This is a genomic window from Citrobacter sp. Cpo012 (genome assembly GCF_030333015.1).
Classification (GTDB): Bacteria; Pseudomonadota; Gammaproteobacteria; order Enterobacterales; family Enterobacteriaceae; genus Citrobacter; species Citrobacter portucalensis.
Genome location: NZ_JAOWGR010000037.1, coordinates 206,312 through 222,236 on the forward strand (window position 1 = coordinate 206,312; position 15,925 = coordinate 222,236).

Consider the following 15,925-nt stretch of genomic DNA (forward strand, 5'->3'; position numbering starts at 1 on the left):
TTCAGGTTGATGTCATGGAATGTGTGGACGACCACTGTCACAGCATTAGAGGATAACCCGATGTCCTTCACCCGACGAAAATTTGTCATTGGCATGGGGACGGTGATTTTTTTTACCGGCCCAGGTCAAAATCTGTTAGCGAGTACCAGGAGCCCTAAAGCCGTTCGTTACGTCATGATTCACGACGAATCACTGTGTAATGGATGCAATATTTGCGCTCGTGCATGCCGGAAAACCAACCATGTACCTGACCAGGGCAGCCGTTTGTCGATAGCGCATATTCCGGTAACCGATAACGACAACGAAACGCTGTATCACTACTTCCGTCAGTCCTGCCAGCATTGTGATGATGCACCTTGTATTGAGGTGTGTCCGACCGGTGCCTCCTGGCGAGATGAGAACGGTATTGTGCGAGTAGATACGTCTTGCTGTATTGGTTGCAGTTACTGTATTGGCGCGTGTCCTTATCAGGTGCGCTATCTCAACCCGCAAACCAAAGTGGCGGATAAATGCGACTTCTGCGCTGAATCTCGGCTGGCGAAAGGTTTCCCTCCGATCTGTGTTAACGCTTGCCCGGAACATGCGCTGATTTTCGGTCGTGAAGATAGCCCGGAAATTCAGACCTGGTTGCGAGAAAACAAGTATTACGAATATCAACTTGCAGGCGCCGGGAAGCCCCATCTGTATCGTCGGTTCGGTCAACATTTGATTAAAAAGGAAAATGTATGAACGCGTCGCAGAATGCCGAACAGTTTCACGCCCAGCTTGCACAGTATGTTCCCCTGTTTTCACCGGACTACTGGCCTGTGTGGTTAGTCGTTGCCGGGTTAATGCTGGTGGGAATGTGGCTGGTACTGGCACTTCACGCCATGCTGCGCTTTCGGGCGGCGCATAAAGCGTCGGCAGGGCACGGCGAGAAGGTCTATTTATATTCGAAGGCTGTCCGCCTGTGGCACTGGTCGAATGCACTGTTATTTCTGTTGCTTCTGGTCAGTGGCCTGGTCAATCACTTCTCTGCCGTTAGCGCACCGGTAATGAAAAGCCTGCTTACCGTTCATGAGGTCTGCGGCTTTTTGCTACTTGCCTGCTGGATTGGTTTTGTGCTGATCAACCTGATTGGCGGCAACGGACATCACTATATTATTCAACGTCAGGGCTGGATCGCTCGTGCGCAAAGACAAACTCGTTTTTACCTGTTTGGCATTATGCAGGGCGAGTCACACCCATTTCCGGCCTCACCTCGCTCTAAATTTAATCCGTTACAGCAGGCGGCCTATGTTGGCGTGATGTATGGTTTGTTGCCACTGCTACTGATCACTGGATTGTTATCGCTTTACCCGGTAGCTGTCGGCGATCTGTTCCCCGGTGTACGTTACTGGCTGCTTCAGGCGCACTTTGCGCTGGCAATAGTCAGTCTGTTTTTCATTTTTGGGCATCTTTATCTCTGCACTACGGGGCGCACGCCGGGCGAAACCTTTAAGTGTATGGTGGATGGCTACCACCGGCATTAAGCGATGATGATTACGCGAAGTGACTTACGGGCCTGGCGTGTTGGGCCCGTCATGTATCGTTGGTTTCTACGCGCGTTTCCCGCAGGAGGAAGCTATGCCGATGTTCATCGCGCGCTCCAGCGGGAAGGGTATACCGATTGGGCAAATAGCCTGGTGGAATACGGCTGGTCAAAATGGCGGGAAGAGGCGAGTTTTGCTCAGCAGGATATTGACGCGATGGGGAATATTTCCCGTGAGCAAGCCGCGGGGGAAACCAGTCGTCCGTTGGCGAGTGCGGAAGATTATGCCCGATTTAGCAGTGCGGGTGATAACGTAAAAATTGCCAGCGCCGGGTATGCTGCGCAGATCGCCTGTGCCGGTTACAGCGCACGGATTGGCAGTGTAGGCTATAACACGCATATCGGCAGTTCAGGCGATCGCGGGCGAATAGCGATTGCGGGAAACTCGGCGCGTATCAGCAGTGTGGGCGACGGAACGCGTATCGCCAGTACCGGCATGCGCGTACGTATCAGTTCGCTCGGCGACCGAAATCGGATTGCCAGTAGCGGTGATTTAACCCAACTGGCCTGTTTTGGCGCAGAGGCGAAAATCGCTAACTGCGCGGACAATATCCACATTATTGCCAGCGGAGAGAACGCCGTTGTTGCCAGTACCGGTGCTGTCGACTCGATAATTCTTGGTCCCGGCGGATGTGCGGCGCTGGCTTATCACGATGGCGAAAGAATGCGTTTTGCGCTTGCCGTTGAAGGGGAAAATAACATTCGGGCGGGCGTGAAATATCGGCTCAACGAAGACCATCAGTTAGTGGAATGTTGAGCCGAGAGGTCATTTTAGTGCGAATCGGCGCTGGGTGATTTTTTCAAGGCTAAAGCACAGCAGGTAATAAACCAGCCCGGTAAAGATAAAAATGGCTGCGGGGTAAATTTGCACCCGGCTGTTAACCTGACCGGCAACCGTCGTGAGTTCCGGCACGTTAACGATAAACGCCAGTGACGTGTCCTTCAGTAGCCCAATAAAAATCCCTGTCAGCGACGGCAGTACGTTACGCAGCACCTGCGGCAGCAAGATAAGCCACAGGACCTGATCCGGGCGAAAACCCTGAACAACTGCCGCTTCATACTGCCCGCCAGGCAGTGCGCTAATTCCAGCATACACCGAGTGCATCACCGAGGCGGCGGTGAACCATGCCAGCGCCAGCGTCACGGTAACGGCACCGGGCAGATCGCTTCCGGTCAGCATGGGTAGCAAATACCACATCCAGAAAATCACAAAGATGAGCGGAATGCCGCGAATAAATTCCGCCCAGATAAACAACCCGTTGCGAACCGCGCCCGGAAATCGCCAGGCGCAACAGGCAAGAACGATCCCGCCAGGCAGCGCCAGCAATGCCGCACCAATAGCCATCAGCAAAGTGAGCAGTACACCGCCGGGTTGCCCCTCAGCTACACGTCCCCACAGGAGATAGTCAAGATTGTCGGTAATGACCGAAACATTAGCGATCATGCAGTATGCTCCTGACGCTGAAGATGCGCATTCTTATCTTTGACGATTTACCCGACGCAGACTGCGGGCCAAGGCGGGTAAGCAGCATACCCAGAACGATGCCGGTAAACAGATAGAGTGCGGTGCCAACGGCAAAGGCTTCCAGCGCGTGCGCGTTGTAGCTCTCAATTTGCCGTACCTGGTAGGTGAGCTCAGCAAATCCAATACCGCTGGCAAGCGAGGAAAGCTTCATCAGGTTGAGATATTGCCCAACAATCGGTTGCCAGGCGTTTGCCAGCCCCTGAGGCAGCAGAATGTGACGAAATATCGCCCAGGATGAAAACCCCTGCGCCACGGCAGCCTCGCGTTGTCCGGCAGAAACAGCCTGTAAACCCGAAGCGATCTCTTCAACCAAAAATGCTGAGGTAAATACCCCCAACCCCCATGCTGAACAGATAAATTCCGGCGTTAACCACCAGACATCACCCGGCAAAATTGACCATGGATGATCGGCATTGATAAAGCTAATGACGTTACGGGGTAGCCAGTTCCAGGCGGCAAAATACCAGAACATCAGTTGCACCAGTAAAGGCGTGTTGCGAAACACCGAGACCCACCCCCCGACCATCGCTTTAGCGAGACGATTGCCCGTCAGGCGCAGGCCGAGCAGTGAGATGGCAATGAGCGTGGCGAGCACAGTACCTGCCAGCGTCACCCAGAGCGTGGTGAGAAAACCGGAAATTATCCATTGCAGGGGTTGCCCGCTCAGCACCCCCTGCCAGTCCATTGCATGCATTATGACGATGACTCCTGGTGTAACGGGTCGAGCACTTTTTTCAGGAAACGCTGGGTTCTCGGGTGCTGTGGTCGGACGAAAAAATCCTCCGGCGCGGCCACTTCCAGAATATCGCCACCATCGATGAAAACCACCCGATCGGCAATCTCGCGGGCAAAATGCATTTCGTGGGTCACGACGATCATGGTGATACCGCTGTGGGCCAAATTTTTCATTACCTGTAATACCTCGCCGATCATTTCCGGATCCAGCGCGGAAGTGGGCTCATCAAACAGAATAATTTGTGGCGACGAAGCTAGTGCGCGGGCGATGGCCACGCGCTGCTGCTGCCCACCGGACAACTGCGCGGCATAGGCGTTGGCTTTTTCCGCCAGTCCTACCTTTTCCAATAACTCGAGTGCCCGACGATCCGCTTCCGTCTTGTTCCAGCCGTGAACATATTCCAGCGCCAGCGCGATGTTCTGCAGCGCAGTCAGGTGCGAATAGAGATTGAATTGCTGAAATACGAAACCGATACGGCTACGTAGCTGGCGTAACGCCGCCCCGCGCAACTGGCCAATCGGTTTACCATCAATGAAGATTTCGCCACCGCTGAGCGACTCAAGCTGGTTGATAAGACGAATAAGAGTGGACTTTCCTGAGCCGGAAGGCCCCAGAATAGTCACCACTTCACCGGGTTCAACCGCCAGGCTAACGCCGTTAAGGACGGTGTGAGCGTCATACTGTTTAATCACATTGCGTAATTCGACGCTCGCCTGGCGCAAATGGGTAAAATCCGCAGCCGAAGCTGCGGATCGAGGAAAAAGGGCTGAGAGCATATTACTTGGCTTCTATTTTAAAGGCGCGGGCTTGCGGATTTTTGGTTTCAGGACCAAACCAGACATCATAAATTTTGGCTGCCTGCCCGGTAGATTCCAGCTTCAAAAGTTCATCGTTGACGGCTTTTAACAACGCTGGCTCACCTTTTTTCACCCCCACGCCGATCTCTTCTTTGCTCAGCAGGTCCGGCAGAATTTTGAAATCCGCTTTATCCGGCGCACCGCTTAACAAGCCCGCCAGGATTGTACTGTCCTGGGTGATGGCCTGCACATTACCGTTGCGTAGCGCGGTTAACGCCAGCGGGATATCGTCGTAGGCCAACACGCGCGACTGCGGGAAGCGCTGATGCAGTGCCTGTTCACCAGTAGTGCCTTTTACCGCGCCGATGCGTGCTTTGCTGTATTCATCGAGCTTATCCGGAGATTTTGCTGGCACAAGGAACTGCTGGCCGGTAACAAAATAAGGGACGGAGAAATCTATTACCTGCGCCCGTTCAGGTGTAATCGTGATATCCGCGACGATTAAATCAGCTTTACCAGATTGTAATAACGGAATGCGGTTTGCCGGATTGGTCGCTACCAGTTCCAGTTTTACACCAAGGGATTTGGCCAGCGCTTCGGCAAAATCAACGTCGTAGCCGACAATCTTATGGGTTTTGGCATCGACGGAGCCAAACGGAGGATTCGCGTCAAATGTCGCGACTTTTACGACGCCTGCGGCTTTGATATCGGCCAGTTGGTCAGCCTGAACCTGCGAGACGGTAAGTCCTGAGGCCAGCAGCACGCCCAATGCCAGCAGTGTTTTTTTAGCGCGGTAAGTTTTCGTTGCCATCATTGTATGAAATCCCTGTAGTTTTTTGGTTTGTGCTTTTTACGCTCCCATAACTTACGGTTGGGACAAAATAAGAAAAAATTCTTATCTATATACAAAATGTTATTAGTGAAGGATGTGTTAATAGCGGGTGAAAATAATGCAGGAGTGAAAGGTAAAATCGTGCATAAGCCTGGTAATAATTCGCATTTTGTTTTTGTGTGAGAGCACGCTTGAATAAGATTGAGCTGTGCTAATGTCCAGAAATGCTACTGGAATACCCTCCGGACCTGTACCATATATCACAACAGGTCTGGAGTGGGGATAAGCATGCTGCGTGATAATTTTAACGATCTCTATTATCTCATTATCGTTGCCCGCGAGCGTAGTTTTACCCGGGCAGCGGCAAAACTTGGGGTTTCGCAATCCGCGCTAAGCCATGCGATTCGTGGGCTTGAAGAGCGGCTGGATGTACGGCTTCTGACCCGCACCACGCGCAGTGTTGCGCCGACCGAAGCCGGAGAACGGCTTATCAACAGTATCAGCCCGCGTTTTGATGACATTGAAACAGAGCTGCTGGCATTAACCGATGTCCGTCAGCGCGTGGCCGGTAACATTCGCCTGACGCTGGGCGAACATGCATTGCAATCTACCGTCTGGCCCGCGCTGGAGCCATTTTTGCAGGCTTACCCTGATGTTAATGTGGAAATGACCATCGACAATAGTCTGACGGATATTGTGACTGGCCGTTATGACGCGGGTATTCGGCTCGGTGAGCAGGTGGCAAAAGACATGGTCGCCGTCAGAATTGGCCCGGACTGGCGTATGGTAGTGGTGGGGTCACCGGCGTATTTTGCTCGTCATGGCAAACCGAAAACCCCTCACGACCTGCAAAATCATAGCTGTATTAACATGCGCATGCCGACGTTGGGCGGATTATACGCCTGGGAGTTTGCTAAAGACGGGCAAGATTTGCGCGTACGGGTGGAAGGGCAGCTTATTTTTAACAATCTACCCCCGCGAATTAGCGCAGCGATGGCGGGAATGGGGCTGGCTTTTGTGCCGGAAGACACCGTCGAGCAGGCTGTTGCAGAGGGGGCATTGGAAAAAGTGTTGGAGGACTGGTGCGAACCTTTCCCTGGCTATTATTTGTACTATCCCAGCCGAAAACAACATACCGCCGCCTTTGCGCAACTGATTGAGGCCTTACGGTATACGGGCTGAAGTGGGTGGGGTTAACAGGCGATAAAAAACCGGCATTGCGCCGGTTTGGAAATCAGATTTTGCAGGCGTCGCCGCAGTCATTATCAGCAATAATTTCCTGCGCTTTCTTGTCTGCATCTTCCAGACGTTCAGCGTTACGCTCTTGCGCTTCTTCCAGTCCATCAAAGACCAGATTATCGAGATCAATTTCCATCATTCACCTGCTCAGGTTCAGCGTTTAACATCACGTTATTATATTGCAAAAATGTTGCTTAACAGCAGCGATTCTTGCTACTTAGCATCATCCCTAAATCAGTTGCGTATATTTTTCCGGCAGCGTGGCCCACAAATGGCGGTTTGCCGCGCTAAGTATTATATCGCGCATGCATTCACGCGCCGTAACGCCCTGGCGCAGGCGTATGGCTTCCAGTAACAGGCGATGCTGCTCTACGGCGTGTTCTGTTTCCCGCACTGATGACTCCTGCGTCTGTTTAAACGACAGCATCATGGCTGCTGAAAGTGCGTTGCCAATCGACATCAAAAATGGGTTATGACAGGACTTGAGTAGTGCGGTATGAAAGGCTAGATCGCCTTCCTCAAATAGCGCAATCTGATCCTGCTGCTGTCCGCGCAACATCAACGTCCAGGCTTCTTCAATGGCAGCCAAATCGCGGGCTGTCGCGTTGGCGGCGGCCAGAAAGGCGGCGTTAGGCTCAAACATCAGGCGCGTTACCACCAGTTGCTCCGCGACATCAGGTGAAATACCCACTTCCTCCATCCAGCCCAGCACGTCCGTATCCAAAAAACTCCAGAGTTCGCGCGGATTGACCGTACTGCGCCGCTTAGCCTGGATGGACAGCAAACCTTTTGCTGACAGGACATGCAGCGCGTTTCGTACAGAGGTCCGAGATGCCGAATATTGCACGGCAAGCTCATTTTCGCCGGGGAGCATCTCCCCATCGCTCAGGGTTCCGCGGATGATTTTCATCGCCAGATCGCGAGTGATCGTTTCAGAAATGGTGGCCAGGGAGGTCGTCATAGTCTGCCTTGAAAATTTGAGAGTTCCTCATTGTACGCACAAAACAAAGCGTTACGAATACAAAACAACAATTCTTGTCCTTTCAGATAGTGAAAAAAAACGTTTTATTTCACTTCACGATCGCGCTCACAGATCGCTCTGGTAAAATTAACTACATTCTTGTCATACAAGATTTGATTGTTGAGGCTACAAGATGAAAGGGGAGTGGATCGCAATCGACTGGGGAACGTCGAATTTCCGCGCATGGTTAATGGCAGGGGATGATGTGCTGGACAAACGCAATGCCAGCTACGGTCTTCTTCACGTCGAGCCGGGGCAATTTGATGCGACGTTAAAAATGTTACTTGGTGAGTGGATTGCTGAGGGAACGCCAATGGTTGCAATGGCCGGGATGGTGGGTTCGCAGCAGGGCTGGTATGAAGTTGACTATTGTTCGTTACCCGCCAGTGCCGATAGCTTGCTTGCGCACAGCAAAAGTTTCATGACCTCCTGGGGCAGCAAAGCATGGATTTTCCCTGGATTGCGTAAATCCCCTTCTGGTGACATGCCTGATGTAATGCGCGGTGAAGAGGTTCAGCTTCTGGGACTGTCTTTACTCGAAGACATCGATAATTTCCATGCGATTCTACCCGGCACACACAGCAAACATGCCCGGATGCAGCAGAGACAGATCGTTGATTTTTCGACTTATATGACCGGTGAGCTTTTTCAGGTGCTGATTTCGCACTCGCTGCTTGGTCGTGGTCTTCCTGATGCGGCGGCTGATGACAGCGCATTTTTACTCGGGGTGGAAGCATCCCGACGCCACGCGGCGCTAAGCCAACTCCTTTTTTCTACCCGAACGCTGCGTCTATCGGGTGAATTATCTGCTGAATCAGTCAGTGACTATCTCTCCGGTTTACTGATCGGATTGGAGTTTTCCACTGACAACATCAGTCCTGTCTGGCTGGTGGGTAGTGCGGCATTAACTCGCCGCTATCAGATGGCTGCCAACGCATTTGGTATTCAGACACGCTGCGTCGAGGGCGATCGCTGTTTTATCGCCGGAATGCAGTCTCTTCAACAACGTCTAACAGAGAAACGCTATGGATAGTTTTGACTTTGCCACGATGTGGCAGAAAACGCCGCTTCCGATGATCGCGATTTTACGCGGTCTGAGGCCAGAGGAAGCAGCGGAAATTGGTGATGTATTGCTGGAGGCGGGCTTTACCTGGCTGGAAGTACCGCTAAATTCACCGCGCGCGTTGGATTCTATCTCGCTGCTACGCGAACGCGTCGGCATGCGTGCTATCGTCGGCGCGGGTACGGTACTGACGACAGAGCAGGTTGATAGTGTCGTCGATGCGGGCGGGCAGGTAATTATCTCGCCAAATATGAATCCCTCGGTGATCCGCCGCAGCAGAGATCGAGGGGCTATCAGTTTACCGGGCGTCGCCACGCCGAGCGAAGCGTTTACTGCCCTGGACGCTGGGGCCAGCGGTCTGAAATTTTATCCTGCGGAAATGATCTCCCCGGACATACTGCGGGCTATGTGCGTGGTATTACCGCCTCACGTAGTTTGTATGCCGGTTGGTGGTGTTTCTGCCGAGGCGCAACAACTACAAAGATGGTGCGAGGCGGGCGCGAAAGGTTTTGGCTGCGGCGGAGGTTTATACCGCGCGGGCACAGAGTGCGAACAGGTTCGGCATAACGCGTTGGCCTATGCTCAGGCATGGCAACAGGTTAATAGCAGAGCGCAGCGGCAATAACAACTTAAGAGGCTGAAAGATGAATACGCGTACCCTCGATATTGAAAATAAAAATGCGGTTTATCGTAAAGTGACCCGACGGCTGATCCCGTTTTTAATCCTGTGTTATTTTTTCGCATATCTCGATCGTGTAAACGTGGGCTTCGCCAAACTCCACATGCAGGATGCGCTTAATCTTAGCGATACAGTGTATGGAATTGGCGCAGGTATCTTTTTTATCGGTTATTTTATTTTTGAAGTACCGAGCAACTTGTTGATGCAGCGTTTTGGTCCCCGTTTCTGGATTGCGCGCATCATGGCCAGTTGGGCAGTGTTGTCGGCACTGACGATGTTCGTTACCACGCCAACACAGTTTTACGTAGTGCGTTTTTTGCTTGGCGTAGCAGAGGCCGGTTTTTTCCCGGGTATTGTTTACTATTTAACCTTGTGGTTTCCCTCATGGCGTTCGGCGCGCACACTCGGGCTGTTTATTCTGGTGACGCCGTTATCCACTATTATCGGTAGCCCGCTCTCCGGACTGATCCTGAAAATGTTTGAAGGTGTCGGCCATCTGCATAACTGGCAGTGGTTATTCCTGGTAGAGGCTATCCCTTCATTCCTGCTGGCCTTCGTGGTGCTGCGTTATCTAGATAACGACGTGAAATCGGCGAAGTGGTTATCTGATGATGAAAAAGCGTTGATTGAGCAAGATCTGCAAAAAGATCAGCTTGATAAAGTCGCCGCTAACGCGGGAATGCCGCAGCATAGTTTGTCCGCCATGTTCCGTAATCGCTTCGTCTGGCTGCTGGCGCTGATTTTCTTCAGTTTCAACATTGGCTATTACGGTATTAATTTCTGGCTTCCGTCGATTATCAAAAGCTCTGGCGTACAGGATGATTTTGCTATCGGTCTGCTGGCAGCGGTGCCCTATATCTTCGGTGCGGCTTGCATGTTGTGGAATAGCCGTCACTCCGATCTGAAACAAGAACGCCGCTGGCACATTGCGATTCCGGCGATAGTCGGGGCCATTGGTCTGACGTTCAGCGCGCTAAATGAAGGCTCCACGTTCTGGATGATGGCATGGATTTGCGTAGCAATGTCCGGCACGTTATCGCTGATTCCCACCTATATAAGCCTGCCAGGTACATTGCTTTCCGGTACGGCAGCGGCGGCAGGTATCGCGTTAGTGAACTCTATTGGCAATCTGGCTGGCTTCTTTGGCCCAACCGTTCTTGGCTGGCTGAAAGACACTACCGGCAGCACCAGCAGCGGACTGTATATTCTGGCGGGGTTTCTGGTACTTTGCGCACCGCTTATTTTCCTCATTCCGGCACGGTTGATTAACCCTCGCGATCGTCAAGCCATGAAACCGGCAGAAAATAACGTATTAACGAAAAGAGGTCATATATGAGCAGTTGTGGCAGCGGGTGCGCAGGTTGCGGTGGCGAACACTTCAATCCGATCCTCAGTGGTGATGACGGTGCTTTAAAGCGCGCCTTGTATAAATCGATGGGTCATACGGACGAGCAGTTGCGTCGTCCCGTAATTGCTGTAGTGAATAGCTATACCAATGCGACGGCAGGACACGCCAATTTGAATGAACTGACAGCGCATGTGTTAAAAGGCATTGATGAAGCAGGCGGAGTGGGGATGGTGTTTGGCACCATTGCCCCTTGCGACGGTATTGCCGAAGGACACCTGGGTATGCGCTATATTCTGGCGGCACGCGAAATCATCGCCAGTTCGATCGAAGTAATGATGCGGGCCCACCGCTTCGATGGCATGGTATTGCTGGGATCGTGCGACAAAATTGTCCCCGCTATGCTGATGGCTGCTGCGCGCCTTGATCTTCCGGCTATTCTGGTGAACGGTGGGCCAATGTATCCTGCCGAATACAAAGGTAAACACTGGGATGGCAATATCGTCACCGAAGCGATTGGCTGGAAACGTCGCGGTGAAATTGATGAGGCCGAGTTCCGTCATATTGAAGATATCGCCGAGCCGGGGCACGGCTCCTGTACCATGTACGGTACCGCTAATACGATGTGCTGTATTGCGGAAGTGCTGGGTATGAGCTTGCCTGGGAGTAGTATGCTGCCCGCAATTTCACGCGAACGCCGCGAGTGCGCCTTTGCGACAGGAATGACCGCGGTGGATCTGGTAAAGCGCGGTGTGAATGCGCGACAAATTATTACACGCGAATCAATCCGCAATGCGATGGCCTATCTGTTGGCGACGGGCGGCTCCACCAACGCCATTCTACATCTGCAGGCTATTTATTATGAAGCCGAGCTGGGTCATCTGCCGCTGGCTGAATTTGATGCGCTGAGTCATCAGGTACCGCTGGTTGCTTCGCTCTATCCGGCATCGGAATACGATATGATCGATTTTTGGGAGGCTGGGGGGGTTGCGGCAGTTGAAAAAGAGATCGCTAATTTACTGGATCTCAATTGCCTGACGGTTAGCGGACAGAAAAAAGGGGAATGGCTGATTAATGTTCCCTCTACTCGACGCCCGGAAGTTATCCATACTCTGGCCATTCCGGTACGTAATGAGTCAGGGGTTGCTGTCCTACACGGCAACCTGTCACCGATGGGTTGTGTAGTGAAACCCGCTGCTGTTCCGGACCATTTAATGATCTTCACCGGGCCTGCGGTGGTGTTTAACAGCGAAGATGAGGCCGTTGAGTCAATTCTCTCCGGCGATATTCAGCCGGGTAGTGTATTGGTTCTGCGCTATGAAGGACCAAAGGGCGGACCGGGTATGCCGGAGATGTACAAGCCGATGAAATTCCTTGAAGGAATGAATCTCTCTGACTCCTGTGCGTTGATCACCGATGGGCGTTTTTCCGGTTCGAACCGCGGGTTATTTGTGGGACATATCTCTCCAGAAGCCAGCGACGGAGGCGTTCTGGCATTGGTGGAAACAGGTGACTCAATCAGTATTAATATTCCGCAGCGAACATTGACGTTGAATGTAGCGGATGCCGTGCTGGATGAGCGTCAAAAAGGCTGTCATCTGGTGCACAAAGAGGTACCTCGCGGATTCTTGCGACTTTATCGTCGTTGGGCGTTACCGGCGGCGCAAGGCGCGGTACTGGCGGACAGAGAGGATTTGTCATGACAACGGTTACAAAGATTCAGGGCGTTAATCCCATTGTTGCAATGCCGTTTACGCCACAGGGTAAAGTCGATTTTACGAGTTTTCGCCGTCTGCTGGCCCACCTTTCGGACGTGGGTGTTAACGGACTGACGCTGTTTGGTATTGCCAGTGAGTTTCCGAAGCTCGACGACAGCGAACGGTTGCAGTTGGCGGAAATTTTTATTGCTGAATTAGCGAATAAAAGTGTATTTCGTGCACTGTCGGTCACCGATCACAGCACCGATCTGGCTGTTCGCCGTGCGCGGCGCTATCAGAGTATGGGGGCCGACGCACTGATGCTGCTTCCGCCATTCTTCCTGCAGCCGTCTCTTGCCAGCGTACAGGCGCATATCGCGGCGGTGCTGGAGGCTGTGACCATTCCTGTAATGGTGCAGTACGCGCCGGGAGAAACTGGATTTCCGGTCACTGCAGTTCAACTTGCTGAGATGGCTAAACGCTATCCACATGCAGTGTTTAAAATTGAATGTAATCCACCAGTGGATTACACCCGCGAGTTTCTGCAGCAGGCACCAGAGGCCCATGTGCTCAATGGTTATGCCGGTTTATATATGCTTCAAATGTTGGAGGTTGGGGGCAAAGGTGTAATGCCAGGCTGCTCATTTAGCGAAATTTATGTGCGAATTTATCGTCACTGGCTGGCAGGGGAGCATCAACAGGCGGTGCAACTACATGAGGCACTATTACCGTACATTCAGCGCTGGATGCAGCACTGTGAGTATATTATCCAGGTTGAAAAGACAATATTACAACGACGCGGGGTTATCGCTGATGATTATTGCCGCAAGCCGGGTTGGTCATTAACGAATGACGATGTAAACCACATTGATAGTTTTATTTCACAGTTCAATTTGTCGGCATGAGTAATTTGCAATAGAGGTATGAGCAAAACGTTTTAACCGTATGCTATGCACCGGATCGAACATCTTGATCCGGTGCAACTGTACTATGCCTTAAAGCATCATTTCTGTGTCTTCACCGCCACTCACATCAAATTTAATTGTTAATCATCTGTTTCTGTTATCTCGTAACCATCCGATTTTGTAGCAATGTGATGCGCGATCATTTTTAACAAATCTGCGACAAATTCACTATACATATAACTTAATATCTTTTATACATTAATTGTTCAACCCTGCGACTATTCCACAAAAGAGAAAGCAATATGGAACAGACACCTGATAAGAAAAACGATAATTTTCAAAAAGATGGCAAAGAACAGTTCAATCGCTCGATCGGTCTTATTTCAAACTTTGCGTTGGGTTTTACCTACCTGTCGCCGCTTACCGCCGTCTATTCGCTGTTTGCGCTGGCCGTAACGCTGGCGGGGCCGCCCGCAGTATGGTGGATTTTAATCGTCGCATGTGGGCAACTTTTGGTTGCATTGGTGTTTGGTGAGGTCGCTTCCCAGTATCCGATAACCGGCGGGCTTTACCCCTGGGCCAGAAGGTTGTGGGGCAAGAAGTATGCGTGGATCGCCGCCTGGATCTACCTGTGGGCGCTGGTGGTCACCATTACGTCGATCGCGGAATATACATCAACGTTTGTTGAATCACTCTTCCACTATGGTCAGACGCCGGCCACGATGTTGGTGACTTCCGTCCTGCTGCTGCTGTTGATGATGGCCGTTAATATGTCCGGGACTAAAAATCTGGCCCGGGTGGCGAAAATTGGTTTCTGGTGTGAAATTGTCAGCGTGATCGCGCTGGGGATTTATCTGCTGATTTTCCACCGTTCGCAGCCGTTCTCTGTGATTTTTGACTCGATGGGCGTGCTGGCTCATGACGGCAGCTACTCCACCGCATTTATGTCTGCTGCGCTGATGGGGCTGTTTATGTTCTTTGGCTTTGAGGCCTGCGGTAACGTTGCGGAAGAGGTGCAGAATCCAAGTAAAAAGATCCCGGTGGCGATGATTTTAAGCATCGTATTCGGCGCGATTTCCGCCATTATTTCTGTTATGGGTTATTTGCTGGCATCACCGAATCTGGTCAGCATCGTGAATGGCAAAACGTCCGATCCGATCCCGGCAATCCTTAATGAAGCTCTGGGCGAAACTGGCGCGACTGTCTTTATCGTCGTTGCAATTATCGCCATGTTGTCGTGCATTTTGTCTCTGCAGGCTGCGTTAAGCCGTCTTATCTTTTCTTTCTCCCGCGACAGAATGCTGCCGGGAAGTGAATGGATGGCCAAAATCTCTAAAAATGGTGTTCCGGATAATGCCATGGTCGTCAGTTGCCTGCTGCCAGTGATCATCTGCGTTTGGGTTTATTTCCAGCCAGATAACCTGTCGCGTATCACCGCGTTTGCTGTTATCGGGATTTACATCTCGTTCCAGATGGTTGTGCTGGCCGCGCTGCGTCAGCGTCTGAAAGGCTGGAAACCGGCGGGAGAGTGGACCATGGGCGGTTGGGGCGTAATCGTGAATGTGCTGGCGTTAGCTTACGGATTGTGCGGGATCTGGTTACTGGCGCAACCAGCAGACAGCAGCGACTTCATCGATCGTTGGACGGTTCTGTTCGGCCTTGCGATTGTTGTTGGCTCGGGGCTTATTTATATGTTCCTGACCCGTCCGTTTGGTCGTTCAGCGGCGCCGGAAAACGACGCCATTGCCTACGCCAATAAGCTCAATATGGGGCAGGATAACTAAAAACTCAGGGCCTTCGGGCCCTTAGTTTTGATAGTGATAAAGGATAAAGTAGTCGCTCTGATACACCACTGTACTGTTTGCAGGTGACAGCAATTCACCCACGCGAAAACGTGGCCAACTGGAGAAAATGATCCTGTTTTCCAGATTAGTCAGAATCACATAGTCAGGATGGGCACAGGAAAGCAGTTCGGCTTCTATCTGACTGACCAGCAGATCGACCGCGGCAACACCGAGAAACTGATCGTTGTAGTAGACCGGGACGGCTGACGTCAGGGTATAGGAGATATTGCAAATATAGTCGACGTAGGGACCGTGGATATAGGCTTTGCCAGCCGGAGGAGAATGCTTAAACCACTCAAAGGTTCTGAAGTCCAGTCGTTGTTGCGTGGCCTGATCCAAATCCAGATGCGCCTGGCTCAAACCATTATCTTTCTTATACCACCACTCCAGCAACCAATACTCTTTTGTGGTTGCGGTGCTCTCAATATGGCTGGCGAATCCCGCCCCTGAGCAGTAATGGTTGTTATTGAGCGTGCGCTTGATGTGCTGTTGAACGGTGGATCTGACTGAGGGGTCGAGAACGACCTCGGCTGAGGCCTTTTGTACCCCTGAAATCGCCTCATGGATGCTCCTCGCCAGCGCAACGGTAGAATCTACGGTAGAAACAGTAATGTCATCAATTTTACGAATTAATGCGCTTAGGGATGTCGAAGAGCTCATTGTCTGTCCTGC

General features: G+C 51.8%; 17 protein-coding genes. 10 read left to right on the top strand and 7 right to left on the bottom strand.

Annotated features, from left to right (window positions below; translation table 11 throughout):
- Positions 1-60 precede the first annotated feature (60 nt).
- The 3 genes from OGX90_RS10890 to ydhT are packed head-to-tail and all read left to right on the top strand — an operon-like array spanning position 61 to position 2,327.
- Positions 61-729, top strand: a complete 669-nt coding sequence (locus OGX90_RS10890; RefSeq protein WP_020996435.1) for a 4Fe-4S dicluster domain-containing protein — start codon at positions 61-63, stop codon at positions 727-729.
- On the top strand, positions 726-1,511 hold the full coding sequence (phsC, locus tag OGX90_RS10895; protein WP_048235471.1) for a thiosulfate reductase cytochrome B subunit: 786 nt from the start codon (positions 726-728) through the stop codon (positions 1,509-1,511). The genes OGX90_RS10890 and phsC overlap by 4 nt, the downstream gene beginning before the upstream one ends.
- A 51-nt stretch (positions 1,512-1,562) precedes the next feature.
- Positions 1,563-2,327 (top strand): protein YdhT, encoded by a 765-nt coding sequence (gene ydhT / locus OGX90_RS10900; protein ID WP_423220558.1) that lies wholly within the window; start codon positions 1,563-1,565, stop codon positions 2,325-2,327.
- A 9-nt stretch (positions 2,328-2,336) separates the two neighbouring features.
- On the opposite strand, the gene OGX90_RS10905 is transcribed toward ydhT, so the two are convergent.
- From OGX90_RS10905 to OGX90_RS10920, 4 genes are read right to left on the bottom strand one after another with little or no spacing between them, the layout of a single operon-like run.
- Positions 2,337-3,014, bottom strand: a complete 678-nt coding sequence (locus tag OGX90_RS10905) for an amino acid ABC transporter permease (RefSeq protein WP_100272547.1) — start codon at positions 3,012-3,014, stop codon at positions 2,337-2,339.
- Positions 3,004-3,789, bottom strand: a complete 786-nt coding sequence (locus OGX90_RS10910) for an amino acid ABC transporter permease (protein WP_286623802.1) — start codon at positions 3,787-3,789, stop codon at positions 3,004-3,006. Before OGX90_RS10910 ends, OGX90_RS10905 begins: the two co-directional genes overlap by 11 nt.
- Positions 3,789-4,607 carry an amino acid ABC transporter ATP-binding protein gene (locus tag OGX90_RS10915; RefSeq protein ID WP_071446911.1) on the bottom strand — a complete coding sequence of 273 codons (819 nt, stop codon included), beginning with the start codon at positions 4,605-4,607 and terminating at the stop codon, positions 3,789-3,791. The genes OGX90_RS10910 and OGX90_RS10915 overlap by 1 nt, the downstream gene beginning before the upstream one ends.
- A 1-nt stretch (position 4,608) precedes the next feature.
- Positions 4,609-5,442 carry an ABC transporter substrate-binding protein gene (locus tag OGX90_RS10920; RefSeq protein WP_100272545.1) on the bottom strand — a complete coding sequence of 278 codons (834 nt, stop codon included), beginning with the start codon at positions 5,440-5,442 and terminating at the stop codon, positions 4,609-4,611.
- Positions 5,443-5,748: 306 nt separating this feature from the next.
- Between OGX90_RS10920 and OGX90_RS10925 the strand changes: the two genes are divergently transcribed.
- A complete protein-coding gene (locus OGX90_RS10925) occupies positions 5,749-6,642 on the top strand; it encodes a LysR family transcriptional regulator (protein WP_048214301.1) in 894 nt (297 codons plus the stop codon).
- Between the two features lie 52 nt (positions 6,643-6,694).
- On the opposite strand, the gene OGX90_RS10930 is transcribed toward OGX90_RS10925, so the two are convergent.
- Together OGX90_RS10930 and OGX90_RS10935 are read right to left on the bottom strand one after the other, a co-directional pair.
- A complete protein-coding gene (locus OGX90_RS10930) occupies positions 6,695-6,835 on the bottom strand; it encodes a hypothetical protein (protein WP_003832695.1) in 141 nt (46 codons plus the stop codon).
- A 93-nt stretch (positions 6,836-6,928) separates the two neighbouring features.
- Positions 6,929-7,660: a FadR/GntR family transcriptional regulator gene (locus tag OGX90_RS10935; RefSeq protein ID WP_048226681.1), complete on the bottom strand. Its 732-nt coding sequence runs from the start codon at positions 7,658-7,660 to the stop codon at positions 6,929-6,931.
- Positions 7,661-7,853: 193 nt separating this feature from the next.
- Here OGX90_RS10935 and OGX90_RS10940 point away from each other — a divergent pair, with 193 nt between their 5' ends.
- The 6 genes from OGX90_RS10940 to OGX90_RS10965 all read left to right on the top strand — a co-directional run bounded on the left by OGX90_RS10940 (position 7,854) and on the right by OGX90_RS10965 (position 15,193).
- Complete coding sequence (locus OGX90_RS10940) at positions 7,854-8,753, top strand: 2-dehydro-3-deoxygalactonokinase (protein ID WP_234692317.1); 900 nt, start codon at positions 7,854-7,856, stop codon at positions 8,751-8,753.
- The gene (locus OGX90_RS10945; protein WP_048226678.1) at positions 8,746-9,408 is read left to right on the top strand and encodes a 2-dehydro-3-deoxy-6-phosphogalactonate aldolase; all 663 of its coding nucleotides are present in this window, start codon (positions 8,746-8,748) and stop codon (positions 9,406-9,408) included. The genes OGX90_RS10940 and OGX90_RS10945 overlap by 8 nt, the downstream gene beginning before the upstream one ends.
- 19 nt (positions 9,409-9,427) lie before the next feature.
- Positions 9,428-10,798, top strand: a complete 1,371-nt coding sequence (locus tag OGX90_RS10950) for an MFS transporter (RefSeq protein ID WP_122984009.1) — start codon at positions 9,428-9,430, stop codon at positions 10,796-10,798.
- Positions 10,795-12,510, top strand: a complete 1,716-nt coding sequence (gene ilvD, locus OGX90_RS10955; protein ID WP_234692315.1) for a dihydroxy-acid dehydratase — start codon at positions 10,795-10,797, stop codon at positions 12,508-12,510. The genes OGX90_RS10950 and ilvD overlap by 4 nt, the downstream gene beginning before the upstream one ends.
- Entirely contained in the window at positions 12,507-13,409 is a 903-nt protein-coding gene (locus tag OGX90_RS10960) for a dihydrodipicolinate synthase family protein (RefSeq protein ID WP_286623806.1), read from the top strand. The genes ilvD and OGX90_RS10960 overlap by 4 nt, the downstream gene beginning before the upstream one ends.
- A gap of 302 nt (positions 13,410-13,711) precedes the next feature.
- Positions 13,712-15,193, top strand: coding sequence for an APC family permease (locus OGX90_RS10965; RefSeq protein ID WP_234692313.1), 1,482 nt, complete (start codon positions 13,712-13,714; stop codon positions 15,191-15,193).
- 21 nt (positions 15,194-15,214) lie between these two features.
- On the opposite strand, the gene OGX90_RS10970 is transcribed toward OGX90_RS10965, so the two are convergent.
- Positions 15,215-15,913: a cache domain-containing protein gene (locus OGX90_RS10970; RefSeq protein ID WP_003832700.1), complete on the bottom strand. Its 699-nt coding sequence runs from the start codon at positions 15,911-15,913 to the stop codon at positions 15,215-15,217.
- Positions 15,914-15,925: the final 12 nt, after the last annotated feature.